Below are 17,601 nucleotides of genomic sequence, written 5' to 3' on the forward strand. Positions count from 1 at the left end.
TATTTTCAAAAAATTAGACATGGAAACTAAAAGAGCGCGATTTTCAAGAATATTAATGGAAGATATGTTTCAGGTACAACCTGGAGAAACCATTGCCATTACGGCAGATTTAGGTACCGATAGAACTACTATTGATGCTATGGCCCAAGCTGCACAAAATGCTGGTGGACTGCCATTGGTCATGTATATTCCCCAAGCTGAAAAAGACAGTCAAGCCGGAATGAAGGATTGGCCTTCTGAAGCATTAACCGCAGCCTTATTAAAAGCTGATGTATGGATTGAAGCCAATGAAGTAGTGCTTTTATACTCAGAAATCTGGGAAAAAGCTATGAGAGATAATAAAAAGCTACGCTACTTAATAATTGCAGAAAGCTCTATAGATTCGCTAGACCGAGTATTTACAGGTTTTGAAATTCCCGTTTTAAAGAAACTTCTGTCTAAAGTAACCAGCATGGTCAAAACTGCAAATACTGTACGTATCACCAGTGATAACGGAACAGATGTATCTTACGATATTGATACTAATTACACCTTCGATTATGATGATGGCGATTTTTCCATGCCTAAGTTTGGTACAGCACCCGGTTTTGTAAATGTGGTCCCCAAATTAGATAGCATGAACGGTCGTATTATATTCGATTATTTACAGCATGCAAAACTTACTGATAAAGTAGCATTTGTAATGAAAGATGGTAAAATTGTTGGAGTAGAAGGGGAGGGCGCTGCTAAGTTCAAAGAATACCTCACTTCTTTTGAAGACGAGAACATGTATAAGATTTCTCATAATATGATAGGGCTTAATCCGAAAGTACATACAATTACTGGTGAACTTGTTGAAGATGAACGCATTTGGGGCGGTGTAGATTTCGGATTTGGACACACAAGCGCGATGGATATGCCTCCATTCGGACAAATGGCTAAATCGCATTTTGACGGCGTAGTAGCCAAAACCAGTATTTATTTTGATAAAATACAAATTACCGATAATGGCGAAGTTTGTCATGAAGAATTAAGACCTTTAGCAGAGAGCTTATTAAGCGCCACAAATGTCTAACCAAGTAGATCAATACGCAACTACCAAAGTTCAATCCAAAGACTTCGTTTCTGGTTGGGTGGTGGCGCTGATAATTGCAAGTACAGGATTATCGGTTTCCACCTTATTTTTAGGCTCTGAAATTGCCCTTGGTCTTGGTTTTAAAGATGCACTTATTGCCTTTGGTATCTCTACATTGGTATTGACAATTATGTGTATGGCGACTACCTTAATAGGTAATCGTTCAAGATTATCTACTTACATGATTCTTCATTTTAGTTTTGGGGAATATGGTGCAAAGATTGTTAATTTCATTTTTGGCATAACCCTAATCGGATGGTTTGCCGTAGCGTTAGAATTGTTGGCCATTGCTATTTTTGACACCACTGCTAGTACGTTTAGCTTTACAATAGCAAAAGAGCTGATTGTTATTGTTACCAGTCTTTTTATTACGACTACTACGGTTTATGGAATTAGAAGCATTGAAAAAGTTGCTAATATTTCAATCCCACTTTTAACTGCTTTTCTAGGTTATGTTTTTTACCTATCTCTAGAAAAATTAGAAAGTTTTTCAGTATTGTTCGACTATGTGCCCCAAGAAAATTCAATGACGCTTTTTAAAGCAACTTCAATTCTGGTAGGTGCGGCAGTTTTGTTCCCTGTATTAATGGCGGATTTCTCTAGATTCGTAAAGACGGATAAGCAAAGTTTAGCATCAGTATTGGGCTTGACTATTGGTACTCCCTTGGCTTACATACTTAGTGCCGTACCCTCTATACAGACCGGTGAAGTTGATGTTATCAAAATAATGGAAGACTACAATATGGTGATTCCTGCTTTTTTATTGTTGTTTGTTTCCACGTGGAGTACCAATGCTACCAATCTGTATTCTGCGAGCTTAACTTTTACTACCATTAATAAAAAATGGACATTTAAAGAAGTGGTTATTGTTTCTAGTATTTTCGGAACCTTATTAGCTCTATTCGGTTTCGCTACCTACCTATTTGAATTTCTAGAGTTTTTAGGTATTCTGGCTCCATCTATTTCGTCTATCTATTTTATCCATTTTTTCTGGATTAAAAAGCAGCGTTATGAATTAGATGAGATAAATAAATGGGAACCTGCCGCTCTAATAAGTTGGGTGTTGAGTTCTCTTATCAGTGTGCTTACCTATTTTGAAGTTTTTCAGATTACAGGTGCTTATTTCTTAGACTCATTTTTATTGGGAGCGGTTATCTATGTAGCTCTCAAACTGAAGAATATTTTCAAATAAAAACAACTATCAAAAAGTATATTTTTAATAGGTTTTTCTAATTATATCCCAATAACCGGACCCTTTAAAAGCTGAGAAATTCAGGCAAATAAATGTTTGGTTTTGGTCAACTATACGCTTATGAAACAATTGAATTATTCGGAGTTGCAAATTGTTTGCTTTGACACGACATTTAATTTAATCTCAAAACGCTAAAAAGAATGGCTGGGTTATTTTAATTTTGCGTTTCGTTCACCCAGTTTAAATTCAAGAGCTTGCTAGAGAAAAGACGTCAGTTGCCCCAAGAACAACCATTAAATGAAGATCATTTTGTGTATTGTTTAGAGGGAGTAGAAGATATAGATTCCCCAAAAGTTACCGAAACGGAGCTAACACTGGAGCAACTGGCCATGAAATACGGTATTGCTAGCATCTATAAAACCTGCGACACTATAGAAGGCCTAGAAGACAGCTTAAATGCACTGGTCTTAGATGACCATAATTTTAAGGACTATGAGATTATCTATTTGGTTATGGCCGGAGAAGCCAATAGCATTTGCCTAAATGGGTATTACTACAGTTTACAGGAAATAGCAGAACTGTTCGAAGGCCGGTTAAAGGGAAAGATTTTACATTTTTCCAATGCAAAAATCCTTAATTTGGACGAAGAAGAAGCACAATATTTCTTGGACATCACCAATGCCAAAGCCATCTCTGGCTACGGTAACATATTTAACGGTATAAGCAGTGCCAATCTGGATAAAGTATTCTTTAACTTATTTAAAGAAGATGATGATATGTTTGAGGTAGTTGAAGAGCTTCACCAAAGACATTACAATGTCTGTAAATTGCTAGATTTCAGATTGTATTATTGAATTTGAGACGAATGTCAGGCATCCTAAGATTAGCTATAATCCGATAGTGACTTTGGAGAAACGAACACTTCTAGAAAGCCATTCTAAACTTGCAAACGGACACTTATCATGCGAACCAACTAGGGGAGCGGAGTGTACTAAGTACTGTTTTAAGCTGTTGTTAATCTATACATAAATCCTAGCAACTCATACATATTTAGCTCATAAGCAATTGATTACATTTACTTTTGTTGTGGTCATATAAAGAAAAAGTCATTCTATCTTTTAATGATTTATAATTCACGGTATTGAAAAAGCTTTCCTGATTTTTTACAGCTGTCAGTCCGTACTTTCCTCCGACAATATCTCCCCGAGCAGTACCATCCCCCAGCAGTATTCATTTTGAATTTTAAATACCAGCGGTTTAAGATAAAAGTAAATCGTACAAACAATCGTCATGCTAACCTAGCGCTGGGAGTGTATAGTATGGCATAAAAATAAATGTTATGGTTAATCAGACATTAGATGAAAAGTCGTTAAAAATTGCAGACGTTCAAAGCAAGCATCAAGATGAGTTGCTTAGTTTGTCAAACGTGGTAGGAGTTGCCATTGGGAACAAAGTAAAGAATGGGGTGGAAACTAACAAGCCTGTACTTTCAGTACTTGTAACCCATAAATTGGACCCCAGTTTATTAACACAGAAGGATTTGGTCAATCAAAAAATTGGCGGAATCGAAACAGATGTGGTGGAAGTAGGCACCTTGTTTGCGGGTAACGCATATTGCGAAGCTCAAAAAGAAGCACAAAAAGTAGAGCCCGAAACCCGTGATGTTGCTCAAGCCAATGGGTTTGTTCCTTCTTTAACAAGAAGAATTCGCCCTGCAATGGGTGGTTTTAGTGTGGGACATTATAAAATTACCGCAGGAACTTTAGGAACCTGCTGTTATGATTTGTCTCCGTTCCCGAGCAAGCCGGGCAGTTACTATATTTTAAGTAACAATCACGTCTTGGCCAATAGTAACGATGCACGTATTGGAGACCCTATTCTTCAGCCAGGGCCTTATGATGGCGGAAAATATCCGCAAGATGTTATCGCAAGGTTGAGCAGGTATATTCCTATCAAATTTATTGATGGAGACAATGCACCTTGTAATTATGTAGATGCCGCTATTGCAGAAGGCAATTTGCAAGACCTGAACAGGGAAATCTATTGGGGCGGACATGTTAAACGGCTATACACGGCCCCAAAAGTAGGAGACATTGTGCAAAAGGCAGGCAGAACTACAGGCTTTACCACAGGCAAGGTCACCAATATTAATGCAACCGTTAATGTAAATTATGGAGGTGGAAGAATAGCCAAGTTTTGCCGTCAGATAATAACCACGGATATGAGCGCCGGTGGCGACTCCGGAAGTTTGGTTTGTGACACCAATGAAGGTGCCGTAGGGCTTTTGTTTGCAGGCTCCGCAACAAGAACCATAGTAAACAACATTTTATATGTGCAATCCATGTTGCGCGTAAGAGTAACGGAAATATAATGTGAATGGTCGCTTAGAAGTAACATTGAATAAAAAGCTCAGGGTGACATCTAGTTTACCCTGAGCTTTACAATTGCGCTCTGTTTTAATTATCTTTAGATGAGGAGCTTGGCTGCACTTGTATAGAAACAACAAATACTAATTTTATAATAACATAACCATGAACATAGAAGACGCTTTAAAAGAGATACAATCTTGGTTACACCTTAACGGAATTGAAGGCGTGGCCCAAGGAGAATATGATGGTAAACCCTGTATAACGGTTTTTGTTTCCTTAACTGAGGTAAAAAATACGCTGCCGGAAACATACAAAGGCTTTAAGGTGGTAATAGAATCTACTACTGAATTTGGAATTCAAGGAGGGGCGCTTTAAGCCATAAAGTTTTTTACATTAAAAATTCCTCTTCAAAACTTGATATAAAATCATGAATATATTTTTTATTCCGCTGTTGTTTTTTAACAACCATGTAATGTTTTCGTTTTAAACCATTTTTACCAATACGCTTAAATATCAATTCTTTTGATAATTTAAAAGGTCTTAATTGCCATTTTGGAGCACACATAATACCCATATTGGCATTTATCATTGATAATGTAATTTCAGTAAACGGAATTGCAGAAATTTTGATTGGGTTTATTTTATTTGGTTTCAGAAATTGTTCATAAACAGCAACACCTTCCAAAGGAAAAGAATTAATCAACAAGTGCACATTTTCAAAATGGCTTGCATCTAGGTAATCCATTTTGTTCAAGTGGTTTTCTTGATGCATAATCGCAAAAACTTCATCTTCAAAAACTAGTATACTTGAAAGGTCTTCAGAATCAGGTTTTGAAGTTACAATTGCTATGTCTATATCCTCAGATAATACTTGTGATATGCTTTGATGTGTTGCTCCAAGTGTTACATCAATGTCTATCTCTGGATATAGCACACCCATTTTTTGAATAAACGAGGGAATAGTATGAAAAAAAGACTGACATTCAGCACTCAATTTAATCGTACCTTTGGAGCCTTCTTTGATATGTTTTATAGCGCTAAAACCCTCTTCTATGGAGTTGAACAGTTTGTTAGCCAATTTATAAAGCTCAGTGCCTTCTTGGGTCAATTCCCATTTATTTCTTGTTCTATGAAAAACCTTAAAGCCTAATCGCTCCTCTAACTCACGTAATTGATGACTTAAAGCTGACTGCGTTAAAAAGAGGCGTTCAGTAGCATTGGCAAGACTACCTTCTTCTGCAATGGTTTTTATTAATCTGAAATATTTTAATTCCATAGGTCAAAGATACAAGACTATTTAGAGCAATGTAGTTGAGAAAATTTCAACCATAACCTCAAAAGTATTCAAATTACTTTCTTATTCAGTGTTTATCATCTAGTTAGTTTTGTCCAAAAGACAGGTATGAAAACAATAGGATTAATAGGTGGTATGAGTTGGGAATCCTCAAAACTGTATTATGAGTTTTTAAATATTAATGTAAAAGATTTATTAGGAGGCTCACATTCAGCAAAAGTTATTATGGTATCTGTAGATTTTTCAGAAATTGAAAAGTTAACGTTTCAAGGTGATTGGAAGGCTATTGGAGAACTTATGAAACTAGCGGCGCAACAGCTAGAAAGGGCCGGAGCAGATATTATTCTACTTTGTACGAATACCATACATTTAGTAAGTCATTATATCACCCAAAATATTACTATTCCTTTTTTACATATCGCTACCACTACTGGTGAGGCTATATGCGACTTAGATTTAAACAAAGTAGGTTTATTAGGCACAAAATTTACTATGGAAAAGGACTTTTATACCAAGACCTTAATAAATGATTTTGGACTTGAAGTCATAATTCCTGAAACAAATGACAGGCAGGTAGTACATGAAATTATTTATAATGAATTGGTAAAAGGACAATTCACAAAAGCTTCAAAACAAAAAGTTATTGAGATTATAAATAAAATTCAAGTTCAGGGCGCAGAAGGTGTTATTCTTGGCTGTACAGAACTGCCAATTCTAGTTTCAGAAATAGATTCTCCAATTCCCACATTTGATACTGGAAAGATTCATGCATATAAAGCTAGTGAATGGAGTGTAAAAAATTTAGTATGAATTTTATAATGAACAAAATAGTATGAAAACAAAGCGTCTTTTATCCGCAGTAGGGTTATTATTTTTACTAGTCACCAACACCACTTTTTCGCAAAATAGTGCTTTAAAGGAGCATGTCCTTTTTTACAGTTCTTTTGATGGTAAAGCAGCTGCAACTATTGCCGTTGGTGATGCAAATATATATACAGCTGAAAATTATAAAGAAGAAGTAAACACTATAAAAGGTTTAAACGATGCTAATGTTGTAATAGCAAAGGGGAAAGGACTTTTTGGAGATGCAATGCACTTTAAAGCAGCAAAAACTTCTGCTGTATTTTATAAGGCCTATAAAAATGTAGGCTACAACAATACATCATGGAGCGGCACTATATCTTTTTGGTTACGATTAGACCCCAATAAAGAACTTCCGCCTCATTATTGTGATCCTATTTGTATTACAGATTCTAAATGGAGTGATGCAGGCTTGTGGGTAGATTTCACAGATCATAATCCAAGACAGTTTAGATACGGAGCCATGGGTGATTTGGTGGTGTGGGACCCTAATAATGATAGTGATGAAACTGATTGGAATAAGCGCACAGTTACAGTAAACCCATCTCCGTTTCAGTCAAAAAATTGGACGCACGTTGCAATGGTTTTTTCCAAGGTAAATACAAAAACAGAGTCTGAATTTAAATTATACTTAAACGGTAAGTTACAAGGTGAAATAAAAGCTATTAATGATCCTTTCACTTGGGACCCTGAAAAAGGTAAAATAATGATGGGTCTTGGTTATATTGGCTTTATGGATGAGCTTGTAATTTTTAATAAACCCCTAGAAGTTAACGAGGTGAACTCTGTTTTCCAGCTGAAAGATGGAATAAAAACTTTATTCAAATAAGAATATAAGCAATGGTCTGTCTTTAAATAATTACTTAAATCCGACGATAGAAGGGGAGGGTAATGTGTGTATGGAACGGGATACTACATTAACTATATCAAAACTAAGAATCAAATTAAATTCATCCTAAGTTTATACTAGTTCGTCGTATATGTAACTAATTATCAATAGCACCCATATATATTTTCTATTTTAGTGGCAATCGAGATTGTCAATTTTAATCGAAAATTTCTTTTTGAAGTCAATTTCAAAAAGTGTTTACTATGCCTAATGAAAAGATTCTTACTCTCCTTTAGTTTTATTTTTTTATTATTATCTCATTCCATTTCACAGACCAATCAAGAGTTTGTTGTTTCGTCTTTGAATCCAACTAATTGTTCTTCCGATGATGGTCGAATTGCGATTAATTTACGTTCATTAGGATCAACCTGCGAAGATATTTTTAATTATCAATCCATTCTAAAGTCTACTACTAAAATAACCGCATATACTACAGCAGATATTAATCAAGATGGGAAGCTAGATATATTATATGCCAACGCCGAAAAGATTGCGGTTCTTTTTAATATTGGTAATGGTCAGTATAATGAAATAATTATTGATGATTCAATTACACGAACTAGTAAAATTGGTTTTTCTGATATTGATGATGACGGCGATATTGACGTAGTTGCTAAACAAAGTTCTTGGAGTTTTTACTATTTGTTAGAAAACGAAACATTCACAGAGTTTGCCCTATATGCTTCAGATGAATACTTTGTCGAGGTTTCGTCTATATTGGCTTCTCCGAAATTTGAAAAAATTGACATTGAAAATGATGGTGATATAGATCGTCTTAGAATAACTACTAACAATTTTGATGATGAACTTGTAGAATTAAGAGAAAACGATGGTTCTGGAAATTATACAGATAGGATACTTTTAGATTTTATAAATAGAGATATTATAGACATTAAAGTCTTTGACTATGAAGGCGATGGGGATGAAGATATATTTCTTTTGTATCGACAAGGCACTACAACTAGTGGAGTGGAGTTTCATTTAAATGACGGTTTTGGAAACTTCGAACGCATAACGGTTTATCGTGAAACAAACCTATATTTTTATGAATTAAAGATTGTTGATTATAATATAGACGGTAAAATTGATATCATCGGAGCAGGCCCAAGCAATATGACCTATATAAATGATATAAATAACACCTTTATACGAAAGGAACTAAAGCCCGTAGAAGGCGTAACCCGTTATTTTGAAATATTTGATGTCGATTTGGACGGTGTTAATGAACCTGTTTATTTTGATGATTATAATATTTATTGGTTTACAGCTATTTGTAGTTCCCGATCCAATAAGTTTAAGTATGAATTTTCTATTGATGGAGGCATTACCTTCCAAGAGAGCAATGTATTTAATCAATTAGGTATTGGCCAATATCAAGTAGTAGCTCGGGAAATATCAAATTCATCTACAATTGGCTACGCTAATAATCCAATTAATTTGACGGAAAATAAGCCCAGTGTAATTAGTATTGATATTACGGACTCCGAATTTTGTGATGACGGCAATGGTAAAATTGCAGTCAATGCTACAAGTTTAAAAAGAACCGATTCTGTGTTTGATGAAGTATTTCACATTGGTGATTATGCATCTAATTATACTGATTTTGATAATGATGGTGATATTGATATTATTGGCATAGATGATAGTCGAGATAACGATGTTGTGTATTGGTACGAAAATCTAGGAAATGGTCAATTTTTTAGACACTTTTTAACTTCTTTACCATGGTTTGATGAAAGTATAGAAAGTGTATTTCCAATGGATATTGATAATGATAAAGACAATGATTTAGTTATAAATCTTGGTGATGGGGAGTATGTAGTTGTCAATGATGGAGAATTCAATTTCGAGAAAAGAGAAATGAATCTTGTAGGCGCCTTTGACAGCCCCATGCCAATTTCAGTGGATATAGATTTAGATGGTGATTTAGATATAATTACAGAAGCAAGTCAATATAATGAATTGGCTTGGCATGAAAACACACTAGATTTTTCATTAGGTTATTTCCATTTCACTAGACATAAGATTTTTACCGGTATATCTGAAATTACAAAAGTAATTCCGATTGATTTTGACAATGACAATGATATAGATTTTGTAGTTTCAACGGAGAATAGAGGAAGTGATGATGTCTTGGGTGGTATTTATTGGTTTGAAAATGATGGAAATCAAAATTTTGAAAGTCATCTCTTAATTTCTGATATTGATGTAACCTTCTTTTTGGTTGAAGATTATCAAGAAGATAATGACTATGATATTTTTTATTCTGCGCCTGACCTAGAAGAAATTAGAATTTTAAAAAATGATGGCAATTTAAATTTTACTGATATTTTAATCAAAGAAATAGATATCACATATTTTGATGTTGATGATTATGATATGGATGGAGATTTGGATATTATTTTAAACCCAAAACAAAACGTGTCTATTCTTCAAAATCAAGAGAATCAGTTGTTTGAATTTATGGTTATTTCGCAAAATGAAAGTGAGTTTTTAAATTTGAGTTTTTGGAATAATACCCTAGTAATGTCTGAAGATTTAGATCATGATGGAGATAAGGATATTTTATTCAATACCAATTATATTTTAAATGAAAGCACATTCACTGAGAGCGATGATGAACTAAGTTATTCAATTGATGGTGGTATTACTTTTCAAAATAATTCAATCTTCAATAACTTGGCCCCTTCGTCTTATAATCTAATTATTAAAAACAATGATTGCTCTTTTGAATATGAAACCCCAATAGTAATTAGCAAGATAGGCGATGTCTGCGATAATAGTGAATCTTTAATCGCTACGGCAACATTAGTAAATTCAATTAGTTGTAATGGATTGACTGATGCCATTATTGAAGGGAAAGCAATAGGCGGAACAGCTCCCTATACGTATAATCTGTTAGATTCAAATAACACATTAGTTAAGACACAATTACAAGGTACCTTTAATGATATTGCTGCTGGTGTTTATAGCCTTCTTATCGTCGATGATAATTCAAAAGAGGCAACTGCAACGGGCATAACAGTAAATCAGCCTAATGTGCTAACTCTCAATATTTCAAAAACCGATGTTTCTTGTAAAGGGGCAAATGATGGTAGTCTAGAAATTATTGTTTCTGGGGGTACAGCACCTTATGAATTCAGCATAAACAGCTCTGCTTTTATTTCTAATAACATATTTGATACCCTAGGTCCATCCGAAAATTCAATCATAGTAAAGGATGCTAACGGATGTACAGAAGAAAGAAAAATTATTATTGTAGAGCTTGATACAGCTGATTTTGATAATGATGGTTTTGGAGATATATGTGATGATGATATTGATGGCGATGGGGTTGAAAATACGATTGACATTTGCTCGGAAACACCCCTTGGGAGTACTGTTGAACCTGATGGTTGTCTCAAAACACCAAATATAGATAGCAGTGTAATACTATTTCCAAACCCTATAGAAAGCGGAGATATTACGATTGCCCTTCCAACTCCATATTCTGGTAATGCACAGTTAGTACTGTTTTCCAATATAGGTACACTCTTAACTAGTTTAACTGTTGAAGTAGTTAATGGCAATCTTATGTTAAATATGGACGGATGGGCATCTGGTGTTTACTCCGTTCGTATAGAAACTACAGAAGAATTATATAATCAAAGAATTATAAAGAAGTAGAGGACATTCTGTGAAAATTTGCAATAACTTATCGCTAATTGATTTAATGACGGATTATAGAACGTTTTTTTCATAATGTACCGCGTTATGTAACTTGAGCTTTGGTTGCAACATACTAATGAAGATTAAAAATCTTTATTATTTCAGCGAGATGGTGCGCGAGCAAAGTTGTTACAATTTTTATTTATTTTTTTCTAAAAACCTTCTTCTCAGAAGGCAATGAAACCGAGGTACGAGGTTCATGAACTCCTTTAAAAGCAATAAACAAGCATCGAGAATAATTATAGTTTACGAATATGAAGAAACATTCCAGTAAAACGGCTTTGACATAATATCAAATACAAGCATGCGCCGTTTTACGACATATACCAATCTGTACTATAATGTTCCGCGTTATGTAACTTGAGCTTTGGTTAAAAGCGAAAGTTATTTTCTAAAGCTTTCTTTATTTTTTTCTTTCTAAAAATTTTCTTCTCAAAAGGTAATGCAACACTTATTAACTGACCGACGATAGGAGGGAGGGCAATGTGTGTGGAATGAAAATGTAATTTTAATGACTGTGTAAAGTAAATTTATGCTCTTTAACTGGTTGTCTATCTAATATAAAATGCAACAATAAATAACATTTCAAATAAAGAAAAGTATTTTTACACTATGGAAGACAAGTTGCAGTTATTAAGACAACATTTTGAAGAAATCGTTTCTTTAACTGATGAGGAGTGGAATTTTGTAAAATCGCACTTTGAATTTAAAAGTCTAAAAAAACACCAATTCTTAATACAAGTTGGGCAGCCTGTAGACTTTGAATATTGGATTATCAAAGGCTTAGTAAAAGCGTATTCCATAGACGAAAAAGGCAAAGAACACATTCTTCAATTTGCCATGGAAGACTATTGGGTAAGCGACCATTGTGCTTTTCAACATCAAGAACTTGGGACTATTTTTGTGGATTGTCTTGAAGATTCTGAGTTCTTCTGTTTGTCTTTAGAGAACAGGGAAAAGATTTGTTTTGAAGTCCCTGCCGTTGCCAATTTCTTCAGGATTAAATCGAACCACGGTTACATCAATCTGCAACAAAGAATCCTGTCATTGCTTACAATGTCCGCAGAAAGTAGGTATGAATATCTTTTAAACAAACTTCCAAAATTAATACAACGCGTTCCTAAAAAACTAATTGCTTCCTATTTAGGCGTATCCAGAGAGACCTTAAGTCGTTTTAACAGCTAAAAGTGACCTAAATCACTTTTCAAGATTGATATACATCACAAAAAATCCGTGATGTATGTCCTCGCACACCCCTTGGTTTTCATAGAATTTTGTATCAAACAATTAAATACAATGTACTATGAAAACTACAAGAACACTTTTTCTATTATTCACAGTAATTGCCATAGGTTTTAACGCCTATGCGCAAGAAGACAAAAGACCATTAATGGGTAACGCCTACGGTATTATCAATATTGATGAATACGTAACGCTACTTCCTAAAAGTCATAATGGTATCATCAAAGACATTAGATTAATAGACCGTGAACACGCAGGTGTAAGAATCTTTAGGTTGTATGACGAAGTGCCTATGCACTACCACGCAAAATCTGATGCTTACCTCTACATTTTAAATGGCAAAGCAGAATTTTTTGTTGCCGATAAAGGTCCTGTTGTTGCAGGAAAAGGCGACTTACTTTTTTGGGGCAAAGGTACAGCACACGGAAACGGAAAAATTTTAGAAGGTCCGTTAGACGTACTCGTTTTTGATGCCATTGCCAGAGACCCAAGCGATGTTATCTGGATAGACCCATCAACCCAAAAGAAATTCTTAGGTAACTAATAAAATCATATTCACTTTTTAAAAACAATAACGATGAAAACAATAACAATTATAAAAACAGTCTTGTTCGCACTTGTAATGAATTTTACACTATTAGCACAAGCACAATTAGAAACGATAACAACATTTCCAGAATCAAGACCAGGAAATATAACCGTCTCTAACGACGGAAGAATATTTGTAACAATGAGCGCCTTAAGTGCTTCAAAATATATGGTGAAAGAAATTTTGCCTAATGGAGAAGCTATTCCGTTTGGAGATAAAGAATGGATAGTAAAACCAGAAAACGGAAGTATAAAAGGTATCAATTCAACCATCGGAATTCAAGCAGATGCTAACGGTATCCTTTGGGTGTTGGATATGGGTAATGTAAAACAAAATCAGGCTCCAAAATTGGTGGGTTTTGATTTGGTAACCGGAAACGTAACAAAAGTTTTTCCTATTCCGAATACGGTATTATCAACAAAACCTTTTTTACAAGATTTTGTGATTGATGTGAAAAACAACACTGCTGTAATTGCCGATATGACCGATGCTATAAATCCGCCAATTGCACCTGCTTTTGTCGTGATTAACTTAGAAACGGGTTATATGAGACGTGTTCTGGAAGGAAATGTATCATTTTTACCTGCTGATGAACCAGTAAAAATTCACGGTAGATTGGTTTCCCACAAAAGAAAAGACGGTACTACCATTCAACCAAGATATCCTTTAAACCCAATTTCTATAGATGACGAAAACAATTTCATCTACTATGGTGCAATGGGAAACACCAAAATTTACTGCATACCTTCTGCTGTTTTAGCGGATGAAAGTAAGCAAGATAGCGACCTGAATAAGTACATTGAGTTTTATGCCAACAAACCAAAATCTGACGGATTTAAAGTAGGTGCAAACGGAAAAGTATATGTAACCGATGTTGAAAATTCAGCCATTGTAGAAAGTACGCCTGCTGGAATGAAAACCATTGCACAGTCTAAAAAGGACCTGTCTTGGCCCGATGGTGTTGCCATACACGGAAACTACTTGTATATCGTAGCAAATCAGCTTCATAATCTTCCTTTATTAAATGAAGGAAAAGATGCCAGTAAACCACCTTACTTGGTGCTCAAAATGAAGCTTCAAGATTAAATAAAATTAAAAGTAAAGTGATGTATGAGCAGTATTAAGTGTGACATAAATCACTTTAAAATGGTGATGTACATCCTCGCACACCCCTTGCATTAATTAGAAATTTGTATAAGAAATTTAAAAACATATTAAAATGAAAACAATAGTAAATACATTAAAAAAAATGACATTGGCAGCTACACTTTTTACTGCTTTAAGTACAAACGCACAACAAGTACCAACGTCACCTTATGGGGCAGACGATGAAATTGGAGCGCTAAACCTTTTGAATGAGGAAACGGTTTTGGATGCCGTAAAATTGGTTAAAAAAGGAAAAGTATACCGCTTAGGAATGGTGGTAAATGCAGAAACTGCAGCCTTCCGCCACAGATACTTTCATATTGAAACGTTACAACCAGAAACTGCTGCTGCAGGTTCTAACAAATTTACTTACGTAGATGACCAGTTAATTGGTTGGACAGGTGTTGGGTCTCAAATAAACGGATTGGCACATTACGGTAGAGACAATGTGCACTACAACGGACATAAAGTTGAAGATTTTTTAACCGTTTCTGGTGTAAAAAAATTAGGTCTAGAAAAATTACCCCCAATTGTTACTAGAGGTGTTGTGTTAGATATGCGCTCTTACTACAATCAAGATATTGTAAAAGAAGGCACTGTTTTTACAGTAGAAGACATTGAAAAAGTAGCCAAAAAACAAGGCATTGAAATCCGTAAAGGTGATGTGGTTTTGTTTTATACAGGATGGACAAAACTAATGGGTAAAGATGATAAACGCTATTTAGCTGGCGGACCTGGGATTGGTACTGAAGCTGCACATTATTTAGGTAAAAAAGGAATTGTAGCAGCAGGTTCAGACAACTGGTCTTTTGAAGCAGTACCACACGAAAATAGCGCACTTTCTTTCCCTGTAAATCAAATGATGGCAACCGAATACGGTGTGCAAGTATTGGAAAACATTCTTGTAGATGAATTGGTTGAGGATAAAGCTTGGGAATTCCTTTTTGTATTGGGTCATCCTTTATATGAAGGCTCTACGCAAGTACAAATAAACCCTGTTGCCATTAAATAACAAAAAACAATTAGAAATTATGGAAACATCAACAATACATAGAGATACCACGGTAGCCAAAAAGAAGAGTCTACCAGCAGCATTATGGGCATTGACCATAAGTGCATTTGCCATAGGAACAACGGAATTTGTAATTGTAGGTTTATTATCTACAGTTGCAAACGACCTAGGCACATCATTAACATCAGCAGGATTATTAGTTAGTTTATATGCTATTGGTGTAGCCATTGGAGCACCCATTTTAACTGCCTTAACAGGTAAAATTCCTAGAAAACAATTACTAATGGGGATTATGTTATTATTTATAATTGGTAACGGATTAGCAGCTATTTCACCAAGCTTTGAGTTGTTGCTATTATCTAGAGTCGTGACAGGTTTTGCACACGGTGTATTTTTCTCTATCGGGTCTACCATTGCAGCTAGTTTGGTGCCTAAAGATAAAAGAGCAACTGCCATTTCTATAATGTTTGCTGGTCTTACTGTAGCTATTGTAACTGGTGTGCCTTTAGGAACATATATCGGTCAGAATTTTGGATGGAGAGCAACCTTTATTGGTGTTGCCCTTTTAGGATTAGTAGGTGCAATAGCTAGTTTGGCTTTGGTTCCTAAAAACATTAAACAATCAGCGCCATTACGTCTTATAGACCAATTAAAAGTGATTAAGAATTCGTCTATTTTATTGGTGCTAGCCATTACCGCATTTGGTTATGGTGGTACGTTTGTCACCTTTACTTATTTAACACCGCTATTGGAAGAAGTAACCGGTTTTTCTTCGGATATGACTAGTGTATTCCTTCTAATTTATGGTATTGCCATCGCGATTGGGAATATCATAGGTGGTAAAGTCTCTAACAACAAACCAGGAAAAGCATTATTGGTAATGTTTGCTTTACAAGCCATAGTGTTGTTTGTGTTATACTTCACCGCTTCTAGTCAGGTTTTTGCCATAGTTACCTTGTTTTTTATGGGAATACTTGCTTTTTCAAACGTACCAGCATTACAATTATATGTCGTAAAAATGGCCGAAAAATATCTTCCTGGAACAGAAGACGTAGCATCTGCTTTAAACATTGCAGCTTTTAACGTCGGTATTGCTATTGGTGCTTATGTAGGCGGAATGGTGGTAGAATCGAGCTTAGGTATTGAAGCAACACCTTGGGTAGGAGGTATTCTAGTAATCGTGGGATTCTTATTGACCTTAGTTTTATTCAAAAAAGAAAAAATATAAATAATATAATGATGACTACATTAAAATTTAGAAATAACGACGAAATGCCAATTTTAGGCTTAGGAACTTTTAGATCTGAACCTAATGAAGTGTACAATGCTGTACTTTCGGCTATTAAAATAGGATACAGACATATAGATTGTGCTGCAGCTTACGGAAACGAAAAAGAAGTAGGTAATGCCATTGCCGATGCGATAAAACAAGGTTTGGTTACGCGTGAAGATTTATGGGTGACTTCCAAATTATGGAATGCTTCTCACGGTGAAGATAATGTGATTCCTGCACTGAACCAGACTTTAGAAGATTTACAGCTAGAGTATCTAGACCTGTATCTTATCCACTGGCCTGTCGCTCTTAAAAAAGGAACGGAAATGCCAGAAAAAGCATCTGATTTTGTTCCATTATCAGAAGTGCCATTAACCAATACTTGGAAAGGGATGGAAGCTGTTTTAGAGCAAGGACTTGCAAAGCATATTGGCGTGAGCAATTTCAATGAGAATCAGTTGAAAGAAATAATAGCGACTGCAGTGCACCAACCAGAGATGAATCAAGTAGAAATGCATCCGTTTTTACAACAGAAAGAATTAAAAGCATTATGCTCGCATTTTGATATGCATCTAACGGCATATGCACCATTAGGTTCGCTTGTAGATAAAAATTCCAAACTACGTTTGTTGGAAAATGAAACCATAAAAACCATTGCCGAGGAAAGACATATGTCGCCTGCACAAGTAGCATTGGCATATACAATGCAACGAGGCATTGCAGTCATTCCTAAATCTACAAATGAAGCACGATTACTTCAGAACCTAGAGACGTTAAACCATACGCTTACAGAAGAAGATATGGCTTTGCTGAAGGCTTTAGATAAAGGACACCGTTTTATAGATGGTAAATTTTGGGAAGTTGAAAACGGACCCTACACTGCAGATAGTATCTGGAATGCTTAATCACATT

15 protein-coding genes are annotated in these 17,601 nt (G+C 35.2%); 14 read left to right on the top strand and 1 reads right to left on the bottom strand.

Annotated features, from left to right (window positions below):
- The first annotated feature begins 19 nt into the window (after positions 1-19).
- The 5 genes from H9565_RS13400 (at position 20) to H9565_RS13420 (ending at position 5,050) form a co-directional block, all read left to right on the top strand.
- The gene (locus H9565_RS13400; RefSeq protein WP_215440399.1) at positions 20-1,054 is read left to right on the top strand and encodes a M29 family metallopeptidase; all 1,035 of its coding nucleotides are present in this window, start codon (positions 20-22) and stop codon (positions 1,052-1,054) included.
- Complete coding sequence (locus H9565_RS13405; protein ID WP_215440400.1) at positions 1,047-2,306, top strand: purine-cytosine permease family protein; 1,260 nt, start codon at positions 1,047-1,049, stop codon at positions 2,304-2,306. The genes H9565_RS13400 and H9565_RS13405 overlap by 8 nt, the downstream gene beginning before the upstream one ends.
- 254 nt (positions 2,307-2,560) lie before the next feature.
- Positions 2,561-3,160 carry a DUF6642 family protein gene (locus H9565_RS13410; RefSeq protein ID WP_215440401.1) on the top strand — a complete coding sequence of 200 codons (600 nt, stop codon included), beginning with the start codon at positions 2,561-2,563 and terminating at the stop codon, positions 3,158-3,160.
- Positions 3,161-3,645: 485 nt separating this feature from the next.
- Positions 3,646-4,677, top strand: coding sequence for a S1 family peptidase (locus H9565_RS13415; RefSeq protein WP_215440402.1), 1,032 nt, complete (start codon positions 3,646-3,648; stop codon positions 4,675-4,677).
- Positions 4,678-4,837: 160 nt separating this feature from the next.
- The gene (locus H9565_RS13420) at positions 4,838-5,050 is read left to right on the top strand and encodes a hypothetical protein (RefSeq protein WP_215440403.1); all 213 of its coding nucleotides are present in this window, start codon (positions 4,838-4,840) and stop codon (positions 5,048-5,050) included.
- A gap of 13 nt (positions 5,051-5,063) precedes the next feature.
- Here H9565_RS13420 and H9565_RS13425 read toward each other — a convergent pair whose 3' ends face one another.
- On the bottom strand, positions 5,064-5,951 hold the full coding sequence (locus tag H9565_RS13425; RefSeq protein WP_215440404.1) for a LysR family transcriptional regulator: 888 nt from the start codon (positions 5,949-5,951) through the stop codon (positions 5,064-5,066).
- A 126-nt stretch (positions 5,952-6,077) separates the two neighbouring features.
- Between H9565_RS13425 and H9565_RS13430 the strand changes: the two genes are divergently transcribed.
- The 9 genes from H9565_RS13430 to H9565_RS13470 all read left to right on the top strand — a co-directional run bounded on the left by H9565_RS13430 (position 6,078) and on the right by H9565_RS13470 (position 17,594).
- Positions 6,078-6,779: an aspartate/glutamate racemase family protein gene (locus H9565_RS13430; protein WP_215440405.1), complete on the top strand. Its 702-nt coding sequence runs from the start codon at positions 6,078-6,080 to the stop codon at positions 6,777-6,779.
- Between the two features lie 22 nt (positions 6,780-6,801).
- Positions 6,802-7,659: a LamG domain-containing protein gene (locus H9565_RS13435; protein WP_215440406.1), complete on the top strand. Its 858-nt coding sequence runs from the start codon at positions 6,802-6,804 to the stop codon at positions 7,657-7,659.
- A 270-nt stretch (positions 7,660-7,929) separates the two neighbouring features.
- Positions 7,930-11,385 (top strand): FG-GAP-like repeat-containing protein, encoded by a 3,456-nt coding sequence (locus H9565_RS13440; protein WP_215440407.1) that lies wholly within the window; start codon positions 7,930-7,932, stop codon positions 11,383-11,385.
- Between the two features lie 654 nt (positions 11,386-12,039).
- A complete protein-coding gene (locus tag H9565_RS13445; RefSeq protein ID WP_215440408.1) occupies positions 12,040-12,612 on the top strand; it encodes a Crp/Fnr family transcriptional regulator in 573 nt (190 codons plus the stop codon).
- A 118-nt stretch (positions 12,613-12,730) separates the two neighbouring features.
- On the top strand, positions 12,731-13,213 hold the full coding sequence (locus tag H9565_RS13450; protein WP_215440409.1) for a cupin domain-containing protein: 483 nt from the start codon (positions 12,731-12,733) through the stop codon (positions 13,211-13,213).
- A gap of 33 nt (positions 13,214-13,246) precedes the next feature.
- Positions 13,247-14,344 (top strand): L-dopachrome tautomerase-related protein, encoded by a 1,098-nt coding sequence (locus H9565_RS13455; protein WP_215440410.1) that lies wholly within the window; start codon positions 13,247-13,249, stop codon positions 14,342-14,344.
- Between the two features lie 133 nt (positions 14,345-14,477).
- The gene (locus H9565_RS13460; protein ID WP_215440411.1) at positions 14,478-15,416 is read left to right on the top strand and encodes a cyclase family protein; all 939 of its coding nucleotides are present in this window, start codon (positions 14,478-14,480) and stop codon (positions 15,414-15,416) included.
- A 19-nt stretch (positions 15,417-15,435) separates the two neighbouring features.
- On the top strand, positions 15,436-16,644 hold the full coding sequence (locus H9565_RS13465) for an MFS transporter (protein ID WP_215440412.1): 1,209 nt from the start codon (positions 15,436-15,438) through the stop codon (positions 16,642-16,644).
- An 8-nt stretch (positions 16,645-16,652) separates the two neighbouring features.
- Positions 16,653-17,594, top strand: coding sequence for an aldo/keto reductase (locus H9565_RS13470; protein WP_317195443.1), 942 nt, complete (start codon positions 16,653-16,655; stop codon positions 17,592-17,594).
- Positions 17,595-17,601 lie beyond the last annotated feature (7 nt).

The sequence above is a fragment of the Zobellia russellii genome, from assembly GCF_018728565.1.
Lineage (GTDB): Bacteria > Bacteroidota > Bacteroidia > Flavobacteriales > Flavobacteriaceae > Zobellia > Zobellia russellii.